Origin of the sequence: Pseudomonas sp. Z1-14 (assembly GCF_051132005.1) — a bacterium.
In the GTDB taxonomy this organism is placed as follows: Bacteria; Pseudomonadota; Gammaproteobacteria; order Pseudomonadales; family Pseudomonadaceae; genus Aquipseudomonas.
The window spans coordinates 4,377,501-4,399,796 of the sequence record NZ_CP071646.1 but is presented as its reverse complement, the minus strand read 5'-3'; the positions used below and the strand labels follow the sequence as shown (position 1 = coordinate 4,399,796).

Sequence of the window (22,296 nt, the reverse complement as noted above, 5' to 3'; positions counted from 1 at the left end):
AATTACTCTGCGGTATGAGCGGCATTGGCGCAGGCGGGTTTGCCGGCAGCGTATTTGAGACTGGGATCGACCAGCGCGTCGAAACGCTTGAGCGCTTCGGAGCCGATCAGCAACGGGTATTGGAAGGCGCTACGGTCGGTCAGGTTCACTTCGATGCTGCGCAGGGCCGAGCCCATGCAGATATCCAGTTCGATGACCGGCCGGGCCGTGTATTTCTTGCCTTCTTCCGGGTCGTAGTCACCGGCGCGGCGCTTGATCTTGCTGACCCGGGCCAGCGGGCGTTCGATGGGGTGCGAATGGGCCGCGTCGATGGCCAGGTAGAAACGCACCCAGGATTCGCCGTTGCGCTTGAAACGCTTGATGTCACGGGCGCTGAGGGAGGCGGTCTTGGCACCGGTGTCGAGCTTGGCCGCGACCTCCAGGTCAATGCCCTGCAGGGCTGCATATTCGTTGAGGCCGTACACGGTTTTTTCACCCGCCGCGGCAATCCCTGGCAGGCAGATAAAGCATAGGGCGGCAGATAAGGGCTTGAGTGTCATAGATCCTGGTGCGCAGCGTTCCGTTTTTCGGTTCAGGCCCTGGCATTACTGCACAAGCTCCCTAGGTTGCCTTCTCTATATAGGGAGAGCGGCAATTGCGGCGGCATTCTAGCACGGTGGTTTTCTGACGCCACCGCTGGCCGGAGGCTACGACACTTCGAAACGAGGGGTTATGTCTGGGACCGTTATTAGACGATTGTCGACATTCCATATTTTTGTTTTGACGTTAAGGGTGTCAAAGGGTAGTTTTTGCCGTATTGATTTTAAAGGTGTCGACAATATGCTCGATCAGCTCGAAACGCCGGTCCTCGTCCAGGAAGATGCCGAGACGCTGTCCGAGAACGTCTTCCGGCGTATCCAGGCCGCCATCGTCAAGGGTGAAATTGCCCCCGGCAGCAAGATCTCCGAGCCCGAGCTGGCCCGCACCTACGGCATCAGTCGCGGGCCGCTGCGCGAGGCGATCCATCGCCTGGAAGGCCAGCGGCTGCTGGTGCGCATTCCTCATGTTGGCGCGCGGGTGGTCTCGCTGAGCCATGCCGAGCTGCTGGAACTCTACGAAATTCGCGAATCCCTGGAGGGCATGGCCTGTCGCCTTGCGGCGGAGCGCATGACACAGGAAGAAATCGACGAACTGCGTCGGGTGCTGGAAACCCACGAGCGCGATGCGGCGTTCCAGGCCGGCGTCGGTTACTACCAGCAGGAAGGCGATTTCGACTTCCACTACCGGATCATCCAGGGCAGCGGCAATCGCACCCTCACCCAAATGCTCTGCGGCGAGCTGTATCAACTGGTGCGCATGTACCGCATCCAGTTTTCCACCACGCCGAACCGTCCGCGCCAGGCTTTTGCCGAGCACCACCGGATTCTCGATGCCATCGCCGACCGTGACGGCGAACTGGCCGAATTATTGATGCGCCGGCACATCGGCGCCTCCAAACGCAACATTGCGCGTCATTTCCAGGACAGCGCCGCCACTCAACGAGGTGAGTCATGAGTTCCAGCAAGAGCACGCCAGGCCAGCGTTTTCGCGATGCGGTCGACGCCGAGCATCCATTGCAAGTGGTCGGCACCATCAACGCCAACCATGCGCTGCTGGCCAAGCGCGCCGGCTTCAAGGCGATCTACCTGTCGGGTGGCGGCGTGGCGGCCGGTTCCCTCGGCGTGCCGGACCTGGGCATCACTGGCCTGGATGACGTGCTCACCGATGTGCGCCGCATCACCGACGTGTGCGACCTGCCGCTGCTGGTGGACGTGGACACCGGCTTCGGCTCCTCGGCGTTCAACGTGGCGCGCACAGTCAAGTCGATGAGCAAGTTCGGCGCGGCGGCGATTCACATCGAGGACCAGGTCGGCGCCAAGCGTTGCGGCCATCGGCCGAACAAGGAAATCGTCTCGCAACAAGAGATGGTCGATCGCATCAAGGCTGCCGTCGACGCCCGTACCGATGACAGTTTTGTGATCATGGCGCGTACCGATGCGTTGGCAGTGGAAGGCCTGGAGTCGGCCCTGGATCGCGCCGCCGCGTGCATCGAGGCCGGTGCCGACATGATTTTCCCGGAAGCGATCACTGAGCTCGAAATGTACAAGCTGTTCGCCAGCCGCGTGAAAGCGCCGATCCTGGCCAACATCACCGAATTCGGCGCGACCCCGCTCTACACCACCGAACAACTCGCCGGGGCCGACGTTTCCCTGGTGCTGTACCCGCTGTCGGCGTTCCGTGCGATGAACAAGGCCGCCGAAAATGTCTACACCGCCATCCGTCGCGATGGCACCCAGCAGAACGTCATCGACACCATGCAGACCCGCATGGAGCTTTACGATCGCATCGACTACCACACCTTCGAGCAGAAGCTCGACGCGTTGTTCGCCGCGAAAAAGTAAGGCGCGACTCCCTACAAATTCAAGAAAATGGAGACAGCAACATGGCCGAAGCAAAAGTACTCAGTGGCGCCGGGCTCCGTGGCCAGGTGGCCGGACAAACCGCCTTGTCCACCGTGGGCCAGTCAGGCGCCGGGCTGACCTATCGCGGCTACGACGTTCGCGACCTGGCGGCTGACGCGCAATTCGAAGAGGTGGCCTACCTGCTGCTGTACGGCGAGCTGCCGACCCAGGCTCAGTTGGACGCTTACACGGGCAAACTGCGCCAGTTGCGCGACCTGCCCCAAGCCTTGAAAGAAGTGCTGGAACGCATTCCCGCCGACGCCCATCCGATGGATGTGATGCGCACGGGCTGCTCGTTCCTCGGCAACCTGGAGCCCGAGCAGGATTTCTCCCAGCAGCACGACAAGACCGATCGTCTGCTGGCCGCATTCCCGGCGATCATGTGCTACTGGTATCGCTTCAGCCACGAAGGCCAGCGCATCGAATGCGTAACCGACGAAGTCTCCATTGGCGGCCACTTCCTGCATCTGCTGCACGGCAAAAAGCCGAGCGAGCTGCACGTCAAGGTGATGAACGTGTCGCTGATCCTCTACGCCGAGCATGAGTTCAACGCCTCGACCTTTACCGCGCGGGTTTGTGCTTCGACATTGTCCGACCTGTTCTCCTGCATCACCGCTGCCATCGGCTCGCTGCGCGGCCCGTTGCACGGCGGCGCCAACGAGGCGGCGATGGAAATGATCGAGCGCTTCAGCTCGCCGCAAGAAGCCATCGAGGGCACCCTCGGCATGCTTGCGCGCAAGGACAAGATCATGGGCTTCGGCCATGCCATCTACAAGGACAACGACCCGCGCAACGAGGTGATCAAGGGCTGGTCGAAAAAGCTCGCCGATGAAGTCGGCGACACGGTGCTGTTCCCGGTTTCCGAAGCTATCGACAAGACCATGTGGGAGCAGAAGAAACTGTTCCCCAACGCCGATTTCTACCATGCCTCGGCGTACCACTTCATGGGCATCCCGACCAAGCTGTTCACGCCGATCTTCGTCTGCTCGCGCCTGACCGGCTGGGCCGCCCATGTGTTCGAACAACGCGCCAACAACCGCATCATCCGACCGAGCGCCGAATACACCGGCGTCGAACAGCGCAAGTTCGTGCCAATCGAACGACGCTGAGCTGGAGGGTTCTAGCCGCCGGAACTGAAGGAACCGAAAACCCCTTGTGGGAGCGGGCTTGCTCGCGAAGACGGACTGACATTCAACATTGATGTCGGCTGATACACCGTATTCGCGAGCAAGCCCGCTCCCACACTGGACCGAGTTCACTTCAATGGCTGCGCCCCCTCCTGAAACCACCGTGACCCGAGTCCTGACGATGAACACAGAATTTCGCAAACCGCTGCCCGGCACTTCGCTGGATTATTTCGACGTTCGCGCGGCCGTGGAGGCCATCCGCCCCGGCGCTTATGACGGCCTGCCGTACACCTCCCGCGTGCTGGCGGAAAACCTCGTGCGCCGCTGCGATCCGGCGACGCTGCGCGAATCGCTGCTGCAACTGATCGAGCGCAAGCGCGACCTGGACTTCCCTTGGTTCCCGGCGCGCGTGGTCTGCCATGACATCCTCGGCCAGACCGCATTGGTCGACCTGGCCGGCCTGCGCGACGCCATCGCCCTGCAAGGCGGCGACCCGGCGCAGGTCAATCCGGTGGTGCCGACCCAACTGATCGTCGACCACTCGTTGGCGGTAGAGAGCGCCGGTTTTGATCCGCAGGCGTTCGCCAAGAACCGCGCCATCGAAGACCGCCGCAACGAAGACCGCTTCCACTTCATCAACTGGACCAAAAAGGCCTTCAAGAACGTCGACGTGATCCCGCCGGGCAACGGGATCATGCACCAGATCAACCTGGAGAAAATGTCTCCCGTCATCCAGCAGCGTGACGGCGTGGCGTTCCCCGACACTTGCGTAGGCACCGACAGCCACACGCCTCACGTCGATGCCCTGGGCGTGATCGCCATCGGCGTCGGTGGCCTGGAAGCCGAAAGCGTCATGCTCGGTCGCGCCTCGTGGATGCGCCTGCCGGAAATCATCGGCGTCGAGCTGACCGGCAAGTTGCAACCGGGTATCACTGCCACCGACATGGTGCTGGCGCTGACCGAATTCCTGCGCAAGCAGAAAGTCGTCGGGGCCTGGCTGGAGTTCTTCGGCGAAGGCGCCCGGGCCCTGACCCTGGGGGATCGCGCGACGATCTCCAACATGGCCCCGGAATACGGCGCCACGGCAGCGATGTTCCATATCGATCAGCAAACGATCGATTACCTGAAACTCACCGGCCGCGAAGATCAACAAGTGCAGTTGGTCGAACATTACGCCAAGACCACCGGCCTCTGGGCCGACAGCCTGGAAGGCGCGTTATATGAGCGCGGTCTGACCTTCGACCTGTCCTCGGTGGTGCGCAACATGGCCGGTCCGAGCAATCCGCACGCCCGTGTCGCGGTGTCCGATCTGGCCGCCAAAGGCATTTCCGGCCAGTGGGACGATGTGCCAGGGCAAATGCCCGACGGCGCGGTGATCATCGCGGCGATCACCAGTTGCACCAACACCAGCAATCCGCGCAACGTGATCGCCGCCGGTTTGCTGGCGCGCAACGCCAATCGCCTGGGCCTGGCCCGCAAGCCGTGGGTCAAGTCATCCCTCGCACCAGGCTCGAAAACCGTCGCGTTGTACCTGGATGAAGCGGGCCTGACGTCTGAACTTGAGCAACTGGGTTTTGGCGTGGTCGCGTTCGCCTGTACTACCTGCAACGGCATGTCCGGCGCGCTGGACCCGGTGATCCAGCAGGAAATCATCGACCGTGACCTGTACGCCACTGCGGTGTTGTCGGGCAACCGCAACTTCGACGGGCGTATTCACCCGTACGCCAAGCAGGCGTTCCTGGCGTCGCCGCCATTGGTGGTGGCTTATGCCATCGCCGGGACCATCCGTTTCGACATCGAGAAGGATGTGTTGGGTGTGGTGGACGGTCAGGAAATCCGCCTCAAGGACATCTGGCCGAGCGACGAGGAAATCGACGCGGTGGTCAAGGCTTCGGTGAAACCCGAGCAGTTCCGCCAGGTGTACATCCCGATGTTCGCCATCCAGGAAGACACCGGACCGAAAGTGACCCCGCTGTACGACTGGCGCCCGCAAAGCACCTATATCCGTCGTCCGCCGTATTGGGAAGGCGCATTGGCCGGTGCGCGGCCGCTCAAGGGCATGCGTCCGCTGGCGGTGCTGCCGGACAACATCACCACCGATCACCTGTCGCCGTCCAACGCCATCATGCTCGACAGCGCCGCGGGTGAATACCTGGCGAAAATGGGCCTGCCGGAAGAAGACTTCAACTCCTACGCGACCCACCGCGGCGATCACCTGACCGCGCAACGGGCCACCTTTGCCAACCCGAAACTGTTCAACGAAATGGTCGTTGAGGACGGCAAGGTCAAGCAGGGCTCCCTGGCTCGGGTCGAACCGGAAGGCAAGGTCATGCGCATGTGGGAAGCCATCGAAACCTACATGGAACGCAAGCAGCCGTTGATCATCATCGCCGGCGCCGACTACGGCCAGGGTTCGTCCCGGGACTGGGCGGCCAAGGGCGTGCGCCTGGCCGGTGTCGAGGCGATCGTCGCCGAAGGTTTCGAGCGCATCCACCGTACCAACCTGGTGGGCATGGGCGTGTTGCCGCTGGAGTTCAAACCCGGCACGGATCGCAAGACGCTTGGCATCGACGGCAGCGAAGTCTATGACGTGATCGGCGAGCGCACCCCGCGGGCGACGCTGACCCTGGTCATCACGCGCAAAAATGCTGAACGCGTCGAAGTGCCGGTGACCTGCCGCCTCGATACCGCCGAGGAAGTGTCGATCTATGAAGCCGGGGGCGTGCTGCAACGCTTCGCCCAGGATTTCCTTGAATCGGCGATTGCCGTTTAAATCGCTCGGGTGGCCGGTTTTCTGGCCACCCTTTTTTTCAGGAGTTGGAGCACATGGCTCACTCGCCTCAAATCAAGATCCCCGCGACCTATATGCGTGGCGGCACCAGCAAAGGCGTGTTCTTCAGCCTGCAAGACCTGCCCGAAGCGGCGCGCGTTCCCGGCCCGGCCCGGGATGCGCTGCTGCTGCGGGTGATCGGTAGCCCCGATCCGTACGAAAAGCAGATCGATGGCATGGGCGGTGCGACGTCCAGCACCAGCAAGACCGTGATCCTGTCCAAGAGCACCCGGGCCGATCACGACGTCGATTACCTGTTCGGCCAGGTGTCCATCGACAAGCCGTTCGTGGACTGGAGCGGCAACTGCGGCAACCTGTCGGCGGCGGTGGGGGCGTTTGCCATCGGTAGCGGTCTGGTGGATGCCAGCCGTATCCCGCAGGACGGTATGGCCGTGGTGCGGATCTGGCAGGCGAACATCGGCAAGACGATCATCGCCCATATACCGATCACCGACGGCGCGGTGCAGGAAACCGGTGACTTCGAACTCGACGGCGTGACCTTTCCGGCCGCTGAAGTGCAGCTGGAGTTCATGGACCCGGCGGCCGAGGAAGAGGGCGGCGGTGGTTCGATGTTTCCTACCGGCAACCTGGTGGATGACCTGGAAGTGCCCGGTGTCGGCAAGCTCAAGGCGACGCTGATCAACGCAGGCATTCCGACGATATTCATCAACGCTCGGGATGTCGGTTACACCGGCACCGAATTGCAGGGCGCCATCAACGGCGATCCCAAGGCGCTGGAGATGTTTGAAACGATTCGTGCCCATGGCGCGTTGCGCATGGGCCTGATCAAGCACCTGGACGAAGCTGCCCAGCGCCAGCACACGCCGAAAGTCGCGTTTGTCGCGCCGCCGGCGGATTACCTTTCATCCAGCGGTAAAGCCGTGGCGGCGGGTGACGTCGATTTACTGGTTCGGGCGTTGTCCATGGGCAAGCTGCACCACGCCATGATGGGCACCGCCGCCGTCGCCATCGGCACCGCCGCGGCGATTTCCGGCACCCTGGTCAACCTCGCGGCCGGTGGCGTCGAACGCAACGCGGTGCGCTTCGGCCACCCGTCCGGCACCTTGCGCGTCGGCGCCGAGGCGAGCGTAGTCAATGGCGAATGGACCGTGAAAAAAGCCATCATGAGCCGCAGCGCGCGGGTGTTGATGGAAGGGTTTGTGCGGGTGCCGGGGGATGTTTTCTAACTCGTCGCTTGAGAAATAACACAAAACCTGTGGGAGCGAGCCTGCTCGCGAAAGCGGTGTGTCAGTTGGCATTGATGGTGGATGTGTCGACGCCTTCGCGAGCAGGCTCGCTCCCACAGGGGATTTCCAGCGGGCCCGGAATCCAGGTCTGCCCTCAATCAAAATGTGGGAGCGAGCTTGCTCGCGATGGCGGCGTGTCAGCTGGCATCAAAGTCGGATGTGCTGGCGTCATCGCGAGCAAGCTCGCTCCCACAAGGGATTTCCAGCGGGCCCGGAATCCAGGTCCGCCCTCAATCAAAATGTGGGAGCGAGCTTGCTCGCGATGGCGGCGTGTCAGCTGGCATCAAAGTCGGATGTGCTGGCGTCATCGCGAGCAGGCTCGCTCCCACAAGGGATTTCCAGCGAGCCCGGAATCCAGGTCCGCCCTCAATCAAAATGTGGGAGCGAGCTTGCTCGCGAAAGCGGTGTGTCAGTTGGCATTGATGGTGGATGTGCCGACTCCTTCGCGAGCAGGCTCGCTCCCACAGGGGGCTTTTTGTCAGCCTTTCGTCAGTGCGGTGACGACCAGCCCCACGTTGTTTTCCAGTTCCGCCACCGGATCGGCACCGTCGGTGCTCAGCACCAGCAGCTGGCTACCGCCTTCGGCGATGGCCGCTTTCACAGCTTCCGGCGGCTGTCGGTGATGCAGCACCAGTGCGACATCGTTCTCCTTGAGCGTGGCTGTCAGCTGCTTCAGGGCTTCGGCTGTCCATTCGGCGTCGGGGCGGGCATCGGTGTTGATGCCATCCAGGTTCAAGCCACTGATCAAGTAACCGAAGTGCTCGCTCAGGCTGACCACGCTCAGGTTGTCAGCGCTGGCGAGGCGCTTTTCACTGTCGGCGCTGAGCTTGAGCAGGCGCTGCTTGAGTGCCGCCAGGTTGGCATCGATTTTCGGTTTGTCCGCCGGGACGAGGCGCACCAGATCAGCAGCGATCACGTCGGCCATCCGCCCCAGATTGTGGCTGGCCATCCACGGCTGGCTCGCCAGGCCGTCGGTCATGCCCGGCTGTATGGCGATGCCGGGCAGGGCGCCGTCCACCGGACGAGCAGCGTCGATTTCAACGATACGGATATTGCTGCGGCGGGCCATGGGGTACAGCGGATCGTCCGGCCAGAGTGAACGCAGCCCGATCACCGCGTCGGCCTCGCCGGCCAGCTTGCTCAGGGCCGGGGCGCCACGGCCACTGAAATAGGCGCTTTGCCGGGTGCCGGGAAGATTGTCCGGAGCGGCCCGGGCCAGGCTGACGTCGGTGCCCTTGAGCAAGGCCTCGCCCAACCCGTAGGTGACGGGCAGCGAGGCCAGCAGTTGGGTCTTTTCGGCGGCCATCGACGAGGTAATCACTGCGCCGCCGAGGGCTAGAGCCCAGACCAATCGTCGTAATGAAAAAAACATTTATCCAAGATTCCCTTTCAGATGGGGGACGACGCCACGGGCGATGGCGCTCAGGGCGAAGGCGATGCCGGCCACCAGAATGATTGCGGCACCGGACGGGATCGGCAGGTCGAAAACGATCGGCGCCAGGATCCCGCATAAAGTGCTGACGGTCGCGATCAGCACCGAACACCAGAAAAAACCTTTCAACGATTGGCTGAGCAAACGTGCGGCCGCGGCCGGAATCACCAGCAACGCACCCACCAGGATTGCGCCGATGACTTTCACCGCCGCCACAGTGATCAGCGTCACCAGGACCACGAACAGATAGTCCAGCGCCTTGACCGCCACCCCGCGTACCGCCGCCAGCTGCGGGTTGAAGCTGGCAAGCATGATCCGGTTGTACAGCGGCAGCGCCAGCGCCATCACCAGCGAACCGACCACCGCCAGCACCGCGAGATCATTGCCGTTGACCGTCAGCACTGAGCCGAACAGCACGTTTTCCAGGATGTGCACATTGATCTTGCCCGCCAGGATCAGCAGCAGGCTCGCGCCCAGGGCCAGGGACACCGAGAGGAATACGCCGATCAACGTATCCGGGGCCAGGCCGGTGCGGTTGCGCAGGTAATTGAGCAGGATGCCGAACAGCAGGCAGTAGCCGAACAGGCTGCCGTAGGGCCCGGTGTAGGGTTCGCCGAGCAGGATGCCGACGGCCACGCCGGTCAAGGCCGCATGGCCCACCGCTTCGGAGAAAAACGCAAAGCGCTTGACCACCACCAGCGTGCCGAGGCCGCCCAGCACCGGGCCGATCAACAGCCCGGCCAGCAAGGCGTTGACCACAAAACCATAGGCCAGCGCCTCGGGCAGGTAACCGGAGGAGGCCCAACCCTGGACCATCAGGCGGAAGGCTTCATAACTCATCAGGCGGCGCTCCCGTTGGCACGTGGATGGGTCGAAAACAGCGTCAGCAGCCGTTCCGGGGTCAGGGTCTGGCGCGGCGGGCCGTCGAACAACACCCGTCGATTCAGCCCGGTAACGCGATCGGCCAGACGCCCGACGGCTTCCAGGTCGTGTTCGATCCAGAGCACGGTAATGCCGGCCTGGCGCCAGTCCTGCAGCAAGCGTTCAAATACCTGGATGCCGGCTTCGTCCAAAGCCGACATGGGTTCATCCAGTACCAGCAGTTGCGGCGGCGGAATCAATCCCTGGGCCAGCAATACCCGCTGACGCTCGCCACCGGACAGCGCGCCCATGCGTCGCTTGCGCTTGTCCTGCAGGCCGACCCGCTCGAGGGCCTGACCGATGGCGCCAGCATAATGCTTGCTCAAACCGAGGAAGGCCGGGCGCCGCTGACACATGGCCGCCATGAAGTCGTCCACCGTCATGGGCAGGCCCCGGTCGAATTCCAGCGCCTGGGGCACGTAGCCGATGACGCCGGGTTCGCCCGGCCATTGCAGGCTCAAGCGCCCCTGGTGCGGCATCTGTCCAAGCAGGGTCTTGATCAATGAACTCTTGCCGCCGCCGTTAGGGCCGACCAATGCATGGATGCTGCCGGCTTGTACCTGAAAAGCCACATTGTCGAGAATCGCGGTGCGCCCAAGGTTCAGGCTGATGTCGGCGAACTCGATCATCGGGCCGACATGTTGCTGGATGAGGGGTTCCTGGGCCGTCATGCGCCGGACTCCTGGATCGCCCGGACCACGGTGTCGAGGTTGCCGGTCATTTCCTTTTCGTATTTCTCGGCGCTGTAGTCGCCGTAGGAAATGTGCGACAGCGGGTACAGCTTCACTCCCGATTCACGCTGGATGGTGTCGACGTAGGTGGATGGAAAATCCATCTCCGAGAAGATCACCTTCACGTCCAGCTCACGCAGCTGGTCGATGGTCTTTTTCAACTGGCTGGGGCTTGGCTCGATGCCATGGGCCGGTTCGACCACGGCAGTCACTTCCAGGCCGAATTCGCGCAGCAGGTAATCGTAGGCGGCGTGTACCGTGGCGACCCGCAGTTCGGCGTTCGGCGCCTGGGTCAGCTTGGCCAGGGCGGCGGCGCGCATCTGCCGCAGGCGCTTGCCGTAGGCCCGGGCGTTCTGCGTGTAGGTCTTGGCGTTGTCCGGGTCGAGCTTGCCCAGTTCCCGGGCGATGTTGTTGACCTGGGCAATGGAGGCGCTGATGGACAGGAACGTATGCGGATTGACGACTTTGCCCGCGCCCCGCGCCGCGGTGCCGGTGGCGGCGAGCAAGGGGACGTTCTCGTTGGCCTCGATCACCTTCACGTCCGGGGTTTCGCTGGCGGCGATCATGCGGTCGGCGAAATCGTCGTGACCCACGCCGTTGAGCACGATCACATCGAGCCCGCCGATGCGCTTGATGTCCTCGGCGCGGGGTTCATAGGCGTGAGGGTTGAAGCCGGCCGGGATCAACGGCACCACCTCGGCCTTGTCGCCGACGATGTTGGCCACGTAGCTGTAATAAGGGTGCAGGGTGATGCCGATGCGCAGGCGCTTGGCCGTTTCGGCGCTGGCCATGGGAGTGAACAGGCAGGCGAGCAGGCCAATCAGCAGCAGGCGCAGCAAGGGGCGGCGTGAAGGTGCAATAGACATGGGCAAGCGGTCTTCTCTGGAGTGAAGGCGTGGGGTCAATGCCGATGCTGGCGGGTTACGCCAGCGTCGAATTGCGCGACGATCTGTTGCCAGCCGGCGGCGGACAAAGCGGCGTCGTCCAACGTGGTAGGGGTGGTTGGAGGATTGCCGCGGTTGAGCCAGATGTCCGGGGACGCATCGGGCACTTCGCTGATGCGCATCAGAAAGGAGCCTGCGACGGACGAATTGGCGCTCGCGCCGAAGTAGGCTCGGTCTGCCAGCAGTTGCCAGGCGTGGCCGCCGCGGCTGACGGAACTGGCGTCCTGGGCGAACGGGGCGAAGCCTTCATCGGCCAGGGCTTGCGGGCCGGGGAGGGCCGGCTCGCTCTCGCGCAGGATCCGAATCTCATCCAATGTCACCCGCAGATCGGCATAAATGCCTTGCTCGGCGGCGCTGAGGTCGCGGCGTGCGTCCAACTGATGGGCGTCCAGGTGGACGACATCCCGGGTTTCCCCATGCCAGGCCACGACCGAACCGGCGCCCAACAGGATAATCATGCACAGCAACAATACATACAGGGTTTCGTGGCCGGCACCGGCGGGGCGGATGACCTGGGTGGTGGGTGCGCTCATGGGGCCTCGATGTCGGCTTGGTCGATTTCCACGACGTGGCCGGGGCCGGCGTCAAAAAGTACGTAGAACTCGGCGTTGGGTTTCTTGAAGGTCAACGTCGAGTCGGCGCCGAGCTTGCCGGGGACCAGGATGGTTTCGTCGTAGCCGATCACGTCCAGCGTCACTCCGGGGGCGCCGCTGCCATCGGAAAAACCGCCAGTACACTGGATCTGTTCAGCGTCGATAGCCTTGCATTCGCACATCGGATTGTGGGCCAGGGCGCTGGTGCTCAAGCCTGCGAAGAGCAGCAGCGCCAGGCTGTTGAAAGAGGCGCGGAGGTTCATGGTCGGGCTCCTTGGGATTGCAACCAGGCGACGGTGGCCGGGGAGGCCTGGCTCAGGGGGATGGAAGCTTGATGCATCGAGCCGTCCCAGCCTTCGAGGGTGATCCACAGTTCGGCGTCTGGCTGGGTCTTTTTCGGCACCGGCAACAAGGCACCCATGCGATAGGGCGAGCCGAAGAAAATCACCCCGGCGGCCCGCAGGCTGCGGGGCTTGCCGATGCGCAGGTAGGTGGCTTTAACCTCGCTGATGCAGCGCTGGCACAGGGCGGCGTTGAAGTGTTTCATCGGTCCGGCCGGGCCCTGGGTACGTGGCGCTTCGTTGCGAAATTCCGCCAGGCGCAAGCTCCAGGGGCCCACCTGGACTTCGCCGACTTCCCGCTCGCCAAGCCCGCCGTCGCCTCGGAACAACGCGGCCTCCGACAAGTACTTGGGCATGAAACCCAGGGGAATCAGCAGCAACAGGACGTTGATATGGAAGCGCCATTTATGCCAGAACTGGCCCAGGCGTGACGGTGATGTTGTCGTAGTGGACGGGTTCACAGGCTGCCCTCCGGTGAGTCACGGTGCATGGAAGGCTGCAGTTGCGGCGTGGTTTGGGCTGGCCGCACAGGTTTCTGGTTGCGCTTGAGGGCGTTGGCGGTCGCCAGCGCCGTGCGTTTGGTCCAGATCAGCAGGCCGCTGAGGACCATCATGCTTAGCACCAGGCCGAAGAAACACCAGATGAGCTTGATCCAGAGGCCACCGAAATCCCCGGTGTGCAGCGGGCGCATGGATTCGGTCACGAACTCCAGCGCCGTGCGGTCCGACAACAATCGGGAAGCGTCGACATCACCGTTGTAGGGATTGATGGTCGCCGTCTGGTACATCAGCGGATACCAGCCGCGTCCGCCGACTTCCAGATGGCTGTAGGCATTGCCGGGCAGGCTGACGAAACTCGCTTCCAGGCCCGGGATCCGCTGCTGGGCAATTTCAATGGCGCGGTCCAGGTTCAGTTGCGGCGGAGGCGTACCACCCGTCGACAGCGGAACGTTTTCCCGGGCCACCACGGGGACGACCGGAGCACTGGAGATGGAAATGCCGTTATCGGCCAGCGTGGCCTCGATCAGGAACCAGGTGCCGGTGATGGAAATGACGGCAATGAACCAGATCGACCAGATGCCGCTGAGCCGATGGAAATCGCCCCAGAAAATGCGGGCCCCGTGGCGAATACGCAGGGTCGGGCTGAAAAAACCTTTCCAGAAACGTTTATAGACAACCAGCCCGGTCACCAACGACGCGAGCATCGGCAGGCCGAGGAAGGACACCAGGTACCAGCCCCAGCTGTAGCCGTTGGTGAACGGCACCAGCCACCAGCCATGCAATGCACGGGTGAACCCCCTGAAGTTGAATGCCGGTGCCGAGCCCTGGATGACGCCGCTGTAGGGGTTGACGTACACAGTGTCGGGGCGACCGTCGGGGTAGGTGACCTTGACCTCCAGGGCGAAGTGCGACTCGTCCGGACGCACAATGTTTTGCACCTGAGTCAGGGGCTGGGCTTGCTTGATGGCGGCAACGACCTGGTCGTAGCTGAGCAACGGCGCGTCATCGGCGGGCTTGCTGGCGCGCATTTCCGGATTGACCAGCCAGACGATCTCCTGGCTGACCACCGCCAGGGTACCGGTGACGCAAACGATCAGAACGAAAAACCAGATGGGCAACGCCAGCCAGCTGTGAACCAGGAACCAGAGTTTGGAGCGGGACTTCTTCGACATGATTGAGCGTCTTGATTCGATGAAAGGTTCCGTGTCGCGGGCTTCGCAACACCATGAAACCTGGAAAAGCCGGCCGTGGCTTTTGCCGACGCGGCCTGCTGCATCTAATTAAGACGAACGAGCAGCCGGAATCCTGAAAGGGAAGATGAAAGAAAATGTTTCGCGTTCTCGAACAGGCGCCCGGTCTTCTCGTGGCGAGGGGACTCGCTCCCGCCGCGTCGCGTAGCGGCCCCAAGCATCTTCCACGCAACCACGGCGGGACTCATTGGCCGACGAACGTCTCAGGATTCCAGCAAATGCGCCCCTGGCCCACGCTTGCCGAGCACATCACCCTGGTTGCGCAGCGGGCAATTTTCCATCGACAGGCAGCCGCAGCCAATGCAACCGTTGAGCCGGTCTCGCAATGCGATCAGCTGGTTGATCCGGTCATCCAGATTCCGGCTCCACTGCGCTGACAGGGTCTTCCAGTCGGCCGCCGTGGGCGCACGGTTGTCCGGCAGGTTTTTCAGCGCCTCGCCAATTTCCGCCAGGGGGATGCCCAGGCGCTGGGCGACTTTGATCAGCGCCACGCGCCGCAGAACGGCCCGGGGGTAACGACGTTGGTTGCCCGGGTTGCGCGTGCTTTTGATCAGGCCCTTGGTTTCATAGAAGTGCAGCGCGGTGACCGCCACGCCGCTGCGGGCGGCGACCTGGCCGACGGTCAGTTCCTTGTGAATGTTGATGGACGTCGTCACCTGAATCACCGCTTGACCTTGACTTAACTGGAGGTTTTACCCTGCAGGCCTTTGGATCGCAAGATCCGCCTTACCTGAACGGGGGACTTTTCATGCAATCGCCAAGTGGTCATCGCAGCTTCACGCAGTTGATCGAGTTCGACATCGAGCCTCAGTGGCAGCAGACGCTGGTCAACGCCCTGTCAGCGCAGACCGAGCGCCTGGCTCGTAATCATTCGGGTTTCCTCAATGCCAGTATCCAGGTCAGCGAGGACGGGCGTCGGGTGCTTAATTACCTGCAATGGCAAACCCGCGAGGCGGGTGAAGCGGCGTTCCGCAGCGTTGAGAATGGTGAGGAAAGTTTCTGGCAGTTCATCCAGGCGCATCGGGCCAAAGCGGTGACGTTTGGCTCGTTCCAGGTGCTGCGCAACATCGAGCGCAGCCTGGACGATGCGTTGCATTGCCCGTTGGTCAACCAAGCGCAACGGGAGATCCGAGAGGGCGATACCCATTATCAAAAGCGTTGATTTCTGCCGCCAAGTGCCGGCGGGTAGCCTTTGTTCATCGCCCAACTGAACATCGGACACCCGCCATGAATCGTATCCTTGCTGTCTTGTTGCTGTTGACTGTCACCGTATTGAGCGGTTGCGCTTCGTCGTCCCCGGAGCTGCGTCCTTACACCGCCGAGGAATCCCGTGAGCTGGCCCTCGAAGCCTTGAATCGCCGGGGGCTTTCGTTTGATGAATACCATGCGAAGAAAGCCGAATTGCTCGGTCCTTCGCAGAAAAACGTCGGCTTCGACGAGCGCGGCGAGATGAGCGCCGAGCAGACAGTCCAGGCACCGGGCCGGTCGAGCTGAGACTGTACCGCCAGAAGTTTTGCCTAACTGTCCATGGGTTTGCGCCGGGACGTGGGGTAGGGTCAACTCCTGACTGCCCCGACGGATTGACCTGCCATGACCCTCTCGCTTGACCTGCTGCTGGGCTTCGCCCTGTTTGCCCTGGTGACCTCGATAACGCCCGGCCCCAACAACACCATGTTGCTGGCATCGGGTGTGAATTTCGGCTTCAACCGGACCATCCCGCACATGCTCGGCATCACTTGCGGCTTCTTTTCCCTGGTCCTGGCGGTGGGCCTTGGGCTGGGCGCGGTGTTCCAGACATATCCGCTGCTCTACACCGTGCTGCGCTACGTCGGTGCGGCATATCTGATATACCTGGCCTGGAAAATCGCCCACTCCGGTCCTGTCTCGGACGGCGGCGCGGGTGAGAACAAGCCGATCAGCTACTGGGGCGCAGCAGCGTTCCAATGGGTCAACCCAAAGGCCTGGATCATGGCCATCGGCGCCATCAGCACCTATACGCCTCTGCAAGGTTACTTTTTCAATGTGGTGGTGATCGCGGCGGTGTTTGCGTTGATCAACCTGCCTAGCGTCAGCCTGTGGGTAGTCTGCGGCAGCCTGCTGCGCAACTTGTTGCAGGATCGCCGGTGGCTGCGTGTCTTCAACTGGGGCATGGCGCTGCTGTTGGTCGCGTCGCTGTATCCGTTGTTGCTCGAAAGCGTGAGTTAAGGGCTGAGCTTCAACGCGATGCCTGCTAAGCTCGCTGTTTCAGGAGCGTTCCTACGCACTTTTAAATGAAGTCCGACTTCTTTTAAGGTCTTGATCAGTTAAAGCTATGTCTCGAACCCAACGAGGGCATCTGGTCTTGGAACAGATTCTGCGAGCTTCCTTATGAATAAGCGTCCTTTGTATTTTGATTACGCCGCCACCACCCCGGTGGATGAGCGGGTGATCCAGGTCATGGTCCAATGCCTGGGTTTCGACGGTAACTTCGGTAACCCGGCCTCCAGCTCCCATGCCTTCGGCCAGGAGGCCCGGCGCTCGGTGGAGCTGGCGCGCCAGCAGGTGGCTCGGTTGGTGGGTGCTCAGGCCGGACAAATCGTCTGGACTTCCGGCGCCACCGAATCCAATAACCTGGCCCTCAAGGGCGTGGCCCAGGCGCGTGAAGCGCGTGGCGGCCACGTCATTACCAGCCTGATCGAACACAAGGCCGTTCTCGATACGGTCAGGCAGCTCGAGGAAAGTGGCGTCGCGGTAACCTGGCTGGCGCCGGGCGCCGATGGCCTGATCGACCCGCAAGCGGTTCGCGAGGCGCTCCGCGAAGACACTTTCCTGGTGTCGCTGATGCTGGTCAATAACGAGTTGGGCACCGTCAATGACGCCATCGCCATTGGCGAGATCGTTCGAGAGCATGGCGCGTTGTTTCATATGGACGCGGCCCAGGGGGCGGGAAAAGTGAGCATCGACCTGGCCCGGTGGCCGGTGGACTTGATGTCGTTTTCCGCACACAAGATCTATGGCCCCAAGGGGATCGGCGCACTTTATGTCGGTGATCGCGCGCGCCCGCGGCTGTCGGCCCAGATCCATGGCGGCGGTCATGAAGGTGGCTTGCGTTCCGGGACCTTGGCGACCCACCAGATTGCCGCGATGGGCGCGGCATTCGAGCTGGCGGCGCAGTCCTTTGATGAAGAGCTCGCCGACATCGCCCGACTGCGCAATCGTTTGCTTGAACCTTTGCTGGCTTTGCCCGGTGTGTGTATGAATGGCAGTGCCAACTGTCGCATTCCCCATACGGTGAGCCTGACGTTCAACGAAGGTGAGTTCAACCCGGCGACGCTGGGCGCATCGATGGCATTCTCCGCGACCTCGGCTTGCAACTCGGCGCAAAACACTCCATCCCACGTGTTGCTCGCCCTTGGGCATGATGCACGCGCGGCCGGGCGGACCATTCGTTTGAGCCTGGGCCGCTTTACCAGCGAACAGGATATTGATGAGGCGGTGCGATTGATCAAGGCCGCCTGTGTTGCCGCGCCGGCCTTCTGGGCGGCAACCCCCTGAGCCGAACGCATTCGACACCGAACAATAAAATTGATTAGCAGGAGTGATGATGAGTACCCAGCCTTCGACCCCAGGACAGGTTCCCCAGCGCCTGGCCCGAATTCGCCAATTGATGAGCCAGGAGGGCATCCATGCGCTGTTGGTGCCTTCCGCCGACCCGCATCTTTCGGAATATCTGCCGGGGTACTGGCAAGGGCGTCAATGGTTGTCCGGGTTCCATGGGTCGGTCGGTACATTGATCGTGACCGCGGATTTCGCCGGGGTCTGGGCGGACAGTCGTTACTGGGAACAAGCCACCAGCGAACTGGAAGGCAGCGGCATCGAGCTGGTCAAACTCATCCCCGGAAAGCCCGGGCCGTTGGAGTGGCTGGCCGAAAACACGCCTGAAGGGGGTGCGGTAGCGGTCGATGGTGCGGTCATGGCGGTGGCATCGGCGCGGACCCTGAGCAGCAAGCTGCAAGAGCGTGGCGCACGGTTGCGTACCGACATCGATCTGCTCGCACAAGCCTGGACCGATCGTCCGAGCTTGCCTGATCAACCGGTCTACGCGCATTTGCCGCCGCAAGCCACGATCGGTCGTGTCGAGAAAATCGCCCAGTTGCGCGAAGCCCTTAAGGAGCGTGCTGCGGATTGGCATTTCATCGCCACCCTGGACGACATCGCCTGGCTGTTCAACCTGCGCGGCGCGGATGTGTCATTCAATCCGGTATTCGTCTCCTTTGCCCTGATCAGCCAGCAGCAGGCGACGCTGTTTGTGGATTTGAACAAGGTCGCTGCTGCGCTGCGTTCTGTTCTTGAGCAAGACGGCGTAACGCTGCGCGACTACAGCGAAGTGGCCACTGCGTTGCGTGAAGTGCCGAGCGGCGCGAGCCTGCAGGTCGATCCGGCCCGGGTCACGGTCGGCTTGCTGGACAATCTGGACAGCGGCGTGAAACTCGTCGAAGGGCTCAACCCCACAACACTGGCCAAATCGCGCAAAAGCCCGGCCGATGCCGAGCACATCCGTCGAGCCATGGAGCAGGACGGAGCGGCGCTCTGCGAATTTTTTGCCTGGCTGGAAAGTGCCTGGGGCCATGAGCGCATCATTGAACTGACCATCGATGAGCACCTGACCGCAGCGCGCAAGCGCCGGCCGGAGTTCGTCTCCTTGAGCTTCAATACCATCGCGGCGTTTAATGCCAATGGCGCGATGCCTCATTATCACGCCACCGAAGAGGCGCACGCGGTCATTGAGGGCGATGGCTTGCTGTTGATCGATTCGGGCGGCCAGTACCTTGGCGGTACGACCGATATCACCCGCATGGTGCCGGTCGGGACACCGACGTCGGAGCAGAAGCGTGACTGTACCCGCGTGCTCAAAGGCGTGATTGCCTTGTCCAGCGCCAAATTCCCCAAGGGCATTCTGTCGCCTCTGCTGGATGCCATCGCCCGGGCGCCGATCTGGGCTGAACAGGTGGATTACGGTCACGGCACCGGCCACGGTGTCGGCTACTTCCTCAACGTCCACGAAGGCCCGCAAGTCATTGCCTATCAGGCTGCCGCCGCGCCCCAGACCGCCATGCAGCCGGGCATGATCACGTCCATCGAGCCGGGTACTTATCGCCCGGGTCGCTGGGGTGTTCGTATCGAGAACCTGGTGTTGAACCGGGAGGCGGGCAGCAGCGAGTTCGGCGAATTCCTCGCATTCGAAACCCTGACGTTGTGCCCGATCGATACCCGCTGCCTTGAGCCGTCGTTGCTGAACCAGGACGAAAAGGACTGGCTCAACGCCTATCACGGCGAGGTTCAGCGTCGCTTGAGTCCGCTGCTCGATGGTGCTGCGCTGCAATGGCTGAACACACGGACAGCGGCAATCTGAAGCATAGGGTCAGCCGAGGGCTTCACGGACGAAGTCCAGGCGATCCTGGCCAAAGAACATCTCGTTGCCGACAAACATGCTCGGCGCACCGAACACGCCTCGGCGCACCGCCTCTTCGGTTGTGCTCCTTAGTGTTTCCTTGACCTGCTCGTCGGCTGTAAGGGCAAGCACATAGGCAGGGTCGAAACCCCCTTCGTCCAGCACGGCCGCGACTGTTGCCGGGTCGTTGAGGTTGCGGGCATTCACCCAGAGCGCCCGGAACAGACAGCTCGTGAAAGTCTCGAAACGATCCGGATGACGCAGTTGCATGCCCGTGACGGCGCGCATCAATAGCAATGTGTTGATTGGAAAATGCGGGTTGAGCTTGAAGTCGACACCGTAGCGCTTGGCGAAACGGTTCAAGTCCTGGAACAGATAAGGCCCCTTGGCCGGCACGGTAACGGGCGACGCGTTGCCCGTTGCCTTGAATACGCCGCCCAGAAGCATGGGGCGATAGATGAGCTCGCTATGGGTTTCAGCGCAGAGCGCGGGCAATTGGGTATAGGCCAGGTAGGTGGTCGGGCTGCCCAGGTCGAAAAAAAACTCGACGGATCTGTTCATGGCTACGCTTCTCTTATTGTTGTGAGGGAGACTTACCAGCGTTCGTTCCAGGGGCGCAGATCCAGTTCGAAGGTCCAGGCATCCCGCGGCTGGGTATGCAGGTACCAATAGTTTTCGGCGATGTGCTCCGGGTCGAGGATGCCGTCTTCGGCCCTGGTTGCGTATTTTTCCGGGAAATTATCGCGGATGAAGTCGGTGTCGATGGCGCCATCCACCACCACATGGGCTACATGAATATTCATCGGCCCCAATTCTCGCGCCATGCTCTGGGCCAAGGCCCGGATGCCATGCTTGGCCCCCGCAAATGCGGCGAACCCTGATGCCCCGCGCAAGCCTGCCGTGGCGCCAGTAAACAGGATCGTGCCGCGCTGACGTTTGACCATGCGCCTGGCCACTTCTCGAGCATTGAGGAAACCTGAAAAGCAGGCCATTTCCCAAATCTTGAAATATTTGCGAGCCGTCTCTTCGAGAATGCTGCAAGGCACGTTGGCGCCGATGTTGAATACAAAGGCTTCGATCGGGCCCACCTGCTCCTCGATTTGCTCGATAAGTGCGATCACATCATCTTCCTTGCGTGCGTCGCAGGCAAAACCGTGGGCTTCACCGCCCTGGGCACGGATTTCGTCGACCAGTGCTTCAAGTTTGCCAGCGTCGCGGCGAGTGACGCAGGCCACGAAGCCTTCCCGAGCGAAACGCCGGGCTATCGCGCCACCAGTAGCATCGCCAGCTCCCACTACCAGTACCACCTTCTTGTTATTCATGATTGGCCTCATTGGTAAACGGTCGTTAGCTAAACGGACGTTATGCTAAGATTCGCCGAGCGTCAAGATGAGCATCCAGAGGCAAGCACATGCGTTATTCAGCCAATCACAAGATGGAAACCCGAGAGAAACTGCTGACCAGCAGTGCCATGTCGGCCAAGAAATCAGGATTTTCGACGGTAGGGGTAGATGGCCTGATGAAGGCGATCGGTCTTAGCGGCGGGGCGTTCTACAGCCATTTCTCATCCAAGGATGAGCTTTTCAAGGCGATCGTCGAGCGCGAGTTGAGCCAGAGCCTGGAGCGCTTGAGTGGTAACGGCGTCATGGACTCGATGAAACTGGAGCGTTGCCTCAAGCAGTACCTGAGCATGAGCCATGTGGAGCAACCCGAGGCTGGTTGCGCCTTGCCGGTTCTGGGGGCTGAGATTGCGCGTTCGGATATGTCGGTGCGTGAGGCCGCGCAAAGCTGGATCTGCCGCCTGCACGAAAGCTGGGCGCGGATACTTGAGAGCGATAGCCTGGCTTGGGCGATCCTGTCTCAATGCGTGGGTGCGCTGGTTGTTGCGCGAATGCTGGCAGCGCCTGAGCTCCAGCAGGAGGTTCTCAGGTCCAGCCATGACGAGATCAGCCATCGCCTGGCCAAACGACAGTCCAGCTGAAGCGCCGCCTATTTGCAGATGACGATCATGCTGCGGCTGGTGTATCCGGCTGGATTGAGCCCGAAAGGATAATCCCCGGGCTCCTCAACGGCGTCACCTGATTTGGCGATGATTTTGTAACCTTTGGGCGCGCATGAGTTGGCGGCGCTGGCCCTGCACTGGTCCCAGGAAGAGGACAGGCCGGAGCAGTTGATATGCAGGCCTTTTTTTCCGCGTTTGACTTCGGTTTTCGACGTCGCCGCGCAGCCCGTAACCGCTAGTACGGCGATCAGTATCAAGATTCGTTTCATTCCCGTCCTTAATGCCGCCGCGGATCTTATGCCTACGTACGGCTACGTTCGCTTTCGCTTCAAGCGTTCATGACATCCTGTACGAAAAATCCATGTCTGACATTAGGTTACGGGGCTAAACATGGCCTAAATGCGCGATAAATGCCAGACCTGCGTTAGAACGTTATCAATCTGCGGCAATGGCGGGCTTGGCTGAAT

At 61.8% G+C, this 22,296-nt stretch carries 25 protein-coding genes (1 of these 25 cut by a window edge); 11 read left to right on the top strand and 14 right to left on the bottom strand.

The annotated features are described in order from the left end of the window. Positions 1–2: 2 nt before the first annotated feature. Complete coding sequence (locus tag J3P89_RS20145; RefSeq protein ID WP_305495987.1) at positions 3–539, bottom strand: ATP-dependent zinc protease family protein; 537 nt, start codon at positions 537–539, stop codon at positions 3–5. A gap of 280 nt (positions 540–819) precedes the next feature. Here J3P89_RS20145 and J3P89_RS20140 point away from each other — a divergent pair, with 280 nt between their 5' ends. The 5 genes from J3P89_RS20140 (at position 820) to prpF (ending at position 7,624) form a co-directional block, all read left to right on the top strand. After that, a complete protein-coding gene (locus tag J3P89_RS20140; protein WP_434569299.1) occupies positions 820–1,533 on the top strand; it encodes a GntR family transcriptional regulator in 714 nt (237 codons plus the stop codon). After that, positions 1,530–2,420, top strand: a complete 891-nt coding sequence (gene prpB / locus J3P89_RS20135; RefSeq protein WP_434695455.1) for a methylisocitrate lyase — start codon at positions 1,530–1,532, stop codon at positions 2,418–2,420. Before J3P89_RS20140 ends, prpB begins: the two co-directional genes overlap by 4 nt. 41 nt (positions 2,421–2,461) lie before the next feature. After that, positions 2,462–3,589, top strand: coding sequence for a bifunctional 2-methylcitrate synthase/citrate synthase (gene prpC / locus J3P89_RS20130; RefSeq protein WP_434695453.1), 1,128 nt, complete (start codon positions 2,462–2,464; stop codon positions 3,587–3,589). A 199-nt stretch (positions 3,590–3,788) separates the two neighbouring features. After that, on the top strand, positions 3,789–6,380 hold the full coding sequence (gene acnD / locus J3P89_RS20125) for a Fe/S-dependent 2-methylisocitrate dehydratase AcnD (protein ID WP_434695452.1): 2,592 nt from the start codon (positions 3,789–3,791) through the stop codon (positions 6,378–6,380). 53 nt (positions 6,381–6,433) lie between these two features. Further along, complete coding sequence (prpF, locus tag J3P89_RS20120; RefSeq protein ID WP_434695451.1) at positions 6,434–7,624, top strand: 2-methylaconitate cis-trans isomerase PrpF; 1,191 nt, start codon at positions 6,434–6,436, stop codon at positions 7,622–7,624. A gap of 538 nt (positions 7,625–8,162) precedes the next feature. Here prpF and J3P89_RS20115 read toward each other — a convergent pair. The 9 genes from J3P89_RS20115 to soxR all read right to left on the bottom strand — a co-directional run bounded on the left by J3P89_RS20115 (position 8,163) and on the right by soxR (position 15,052). Continuing rightward, positions 8,163–9,056 (bottom strand): metal ABC transporter solute-binding protein, Zn/Mn family, encoded by an 894-nt coding sequence (locus tag J3P89_RS20115; protein ID WP_434695450.1) that lies wholly within the window; start codon positions 9,054–9,056, stop codon positions 8,163–8,165. Beyond that, positions 9,057–9,956, bottom strand: a complete 900-nt coding sequence (locus tag J3P89_RS20110) for a metal ABC transporter permease (RefSeq protein ID WP_434695449.1) — start codon at positions 9,954–9,956, stop codon at positions 9,057–9,059. After that, the gene (locus J3P89_RS20105) at positions 9,956–10,708 is read right to left on the bottom strand and encodes a metal ABC transporter ATP-binding protein (protein WP_434695448.1); all 753 of its coding nucleotides are present in this window, start codon (positions 10,706–10,708) and stop codon (positions 9,956–9,958) included. Before J3P89_RS20105 ends, J3P89_RS20110 begins: the two co-directional genes overlap by 1 nt. Further along, on the bottom strand, positions 10,705–11,634 hold the full coding sequence (locus J3P89_RS20100) for a metal ABC transporter substrate-binding protein (protein ID WP_434569292.1): 930 nt from the start codon (positions 11,632–11,634) through the stop codon (positions 10,705–10,707). The genes J3P89_RS20105 and J3P89_RS20100 overlap by 4 nt, the downstream gene beginning before the upstream one ends. A 35-nt stretch (positions 11,635–11,669) precedes the next feature. Next, positions 11,670–12,245 (bottom strand): DUF6162 family protein, encoded by a 576-nt coding sequence (locus J3P89_RS20095; protein WP_434695447.1) that lies wholly within the window; start codon positions 12,243–12,245, stop codon positions 11,670–11,672. Continuing rightward, positions 12,242–12,568: a hypothetical protein gene (locus J3P89_RS20090; protein WP_434695446.1), complete on the bottom strand. Its 327-nt coding sequence runs from the start codon at positions 12,566–12,568 to the stop codon at positions 12,242–12,244. Before J3P89_RS20090 ends, J3P89_RS20095 begins: the two co-directional genes overlap by 4 nt. Then, a complete protein-coding gene (locus J3P89_RS20085) occupies positions 12,565–13,107 on the bottom strand; it encodes a thiamine pyrophosphate-binding protein (protein ID WP_305495975.1) in 543 nt (180 codons plus the stop codon). Before J3P89_RS20085 ends, J3P89_RS20090 begins: the two co-directional genes overlap by 4 nt. Then, the gene (locus tag J3P89_RS20080) at positions 13,104–14,318 is read right to left on the bottom strand and encodes a PepSY-associated TM helix domain-containing protein (RefSeq protein ID WP_434673896.1); all 1,215 of its coding nucleotides are present in this window, start codon (positions 14,316–14,318) and stop codon (positions 13,104–13,106) included. The genes J3P89_RS20085 and J3P89_RS20080 overlap by 4 nt, the downstream gene beginning before the upstream one ends. Before the next feature lie 281 nt (positions 14,319–14,599). Then, positions 14,600–15,052: a redox-sensitive transcriptional activator SoxR gene (gene soxR / locus J3P89_RS20075; protein WP_434695445.1), complete on the bottom strand. Its 453-nt coding sequence runs from the start codon at positions 15,050–15,052 to the stop codon at positions 14,600–14,602. A 92-nt stretch (positions 15,053–15,144) separates the two neighbouring features. On the opposite strand from soxR, the gene J3P89_RS20070 reads away from it, so the two are divergent. The 5 genes from J3P89_RS20070 to J3P89_RS20050 all read left to right on the top strand — a co-directional run bounded on the left by J3P89_RS20070 (position 15,145) and on the right by J3P89_RS20050 (position 19,788). Further along, a complete protein-coding gene (locus tag J3P89_RS20070) occupies positions 15,145–15,558 on the top strand; it encodes an antibiotic biosynthesis monooxygenase (protein ID WP_434653113.1) in 414 nt (137 codons plus the stop codon). Between the two features lie 65 nt (positions 15,559–15,623). Further along, a complete protein-coding gene (locus tag J3P89_RS20065; protein ID WP_434603355.1) occupies positions 15,624–15,890 on the top strand; it encodes a hypothetical protein in 267 nt (88 codons plus the stop codon). A gap of 96 nt (positions 15,891–15,986) precedes the next feature. Continuing rightward, positions 15,987–16,601 (top strand): LysE family translocator, encoded by a 615-nt coding sequence (locus J3P89_RS20060; protein WP_434569284.1) that lies wholly within the window; start codon positions 15,987–15,989, stop codon positions 16,599–16,601. 162 nt (positions 16,602–16,763) lie between these two features. Then, positions 16,764–17,930, top strand: coding sequence for an aminotransferase class V-fold PLP-dependent enzyme (locus J3P89_RS20055; protein ID WP_434695444.1), 1,167 nt, complete (start codon positions 16,764–16,766; stop codon positions 17,928–17,930). Between the two features lie 49 nt (positions 17,931–17,979). Then, positions 17,980–19,788, top strand: coding sequence for an aminopeptidase P family protein (locus J3P89_RS20050; protein WP_434695443.1), 1,809 nt, complete (start codon positions 17,980–17,982; stop codon positions 19,786–19,788). A gap of 9 nt (positions 19,789–19,797) precedes the next feature. Here the strand turns inward: J3P89_RS20050 and J3P89_RS20045 are convergent, their stop codons facing one another. Together J3P89_RS20045 and J3P89_RS20040 are read right to left on the bottom strand one after the other, a co-directional pair. Beyond that, a complete protein-coding gene (locus J3P89_RS20045) occupies positions 19,798–20,388 on the bottom strand; it encodes a 2-hydroxychromene-2-carboxylate isomerase (RefSeq protein ID WP_434603360.1) in 591 nt (196 codons plus the stop codon). A 32-nt stretch (positions 20,389–20,420) separates the two neighbouring features. Beyond that, on the bottom strand, positions 20,421–21,149 hold the full coding sequence (locus tag J3P89_RS20040) for an SDR family oxidoreductase (RefSeq protein ID WP_434695442.1): 729 nt from the start codon (positions 21,147–21,149) through the stop codon (positions 20,421–20,423). 89 nt (positions 21,150–21,238) lie between these two features. Between J3P89_RS20040 and J3P89_RS20035 the strand changes: the two genes are divergently transcribed. Then, positions 21,239–21,808, top strand: coding sequence for a TetR/AcrR family transcriptional regulator (locus J3P89_RS20035; protein ID WP_434695441.1), 570 nt, complete (start codon positions 21,239–21,241; stop codon positions 21,806–21,808). An 8-nt stretch (positions 21,809–21,816) separates the two neighbouring features. Here the strand turns inward: J3P89_RS20035 and J3P89_RS20030 are convergent, their stop codons facing one another. Both J3P89_RS20030 and rhtA read right to left on the bottom strand, forming a co-directional pair. Next, positions 21,817–22,098: a hypothetical protein gene (locus J3P89_RS20030; protein WP_434569278.1), complete on the bottom strand. Its 282-nt coding sequence runs from the start codon at positions 22,096–22,098 to the stop codon at positions 21,817–21,819. A gap of 166 nt (positions 22,099–22,264) precedes the next feature. Continuing rightward, positions 22,265–22,296, bottom strand: the 3' portion of a protein-coding gene (gene rhtA, locus J3P89_RS20025) for a threonine/homoserine exporter RhtA (protein ID WP_434625037.1). 856 nt of this gene lie beyond the right edge of the window; 32 of the gene's 888 nt are visible here — the last part of the coding sequence; the start codon falls outside the window, past its right edge; it ends in the stop codon at positions 22,265–22,267.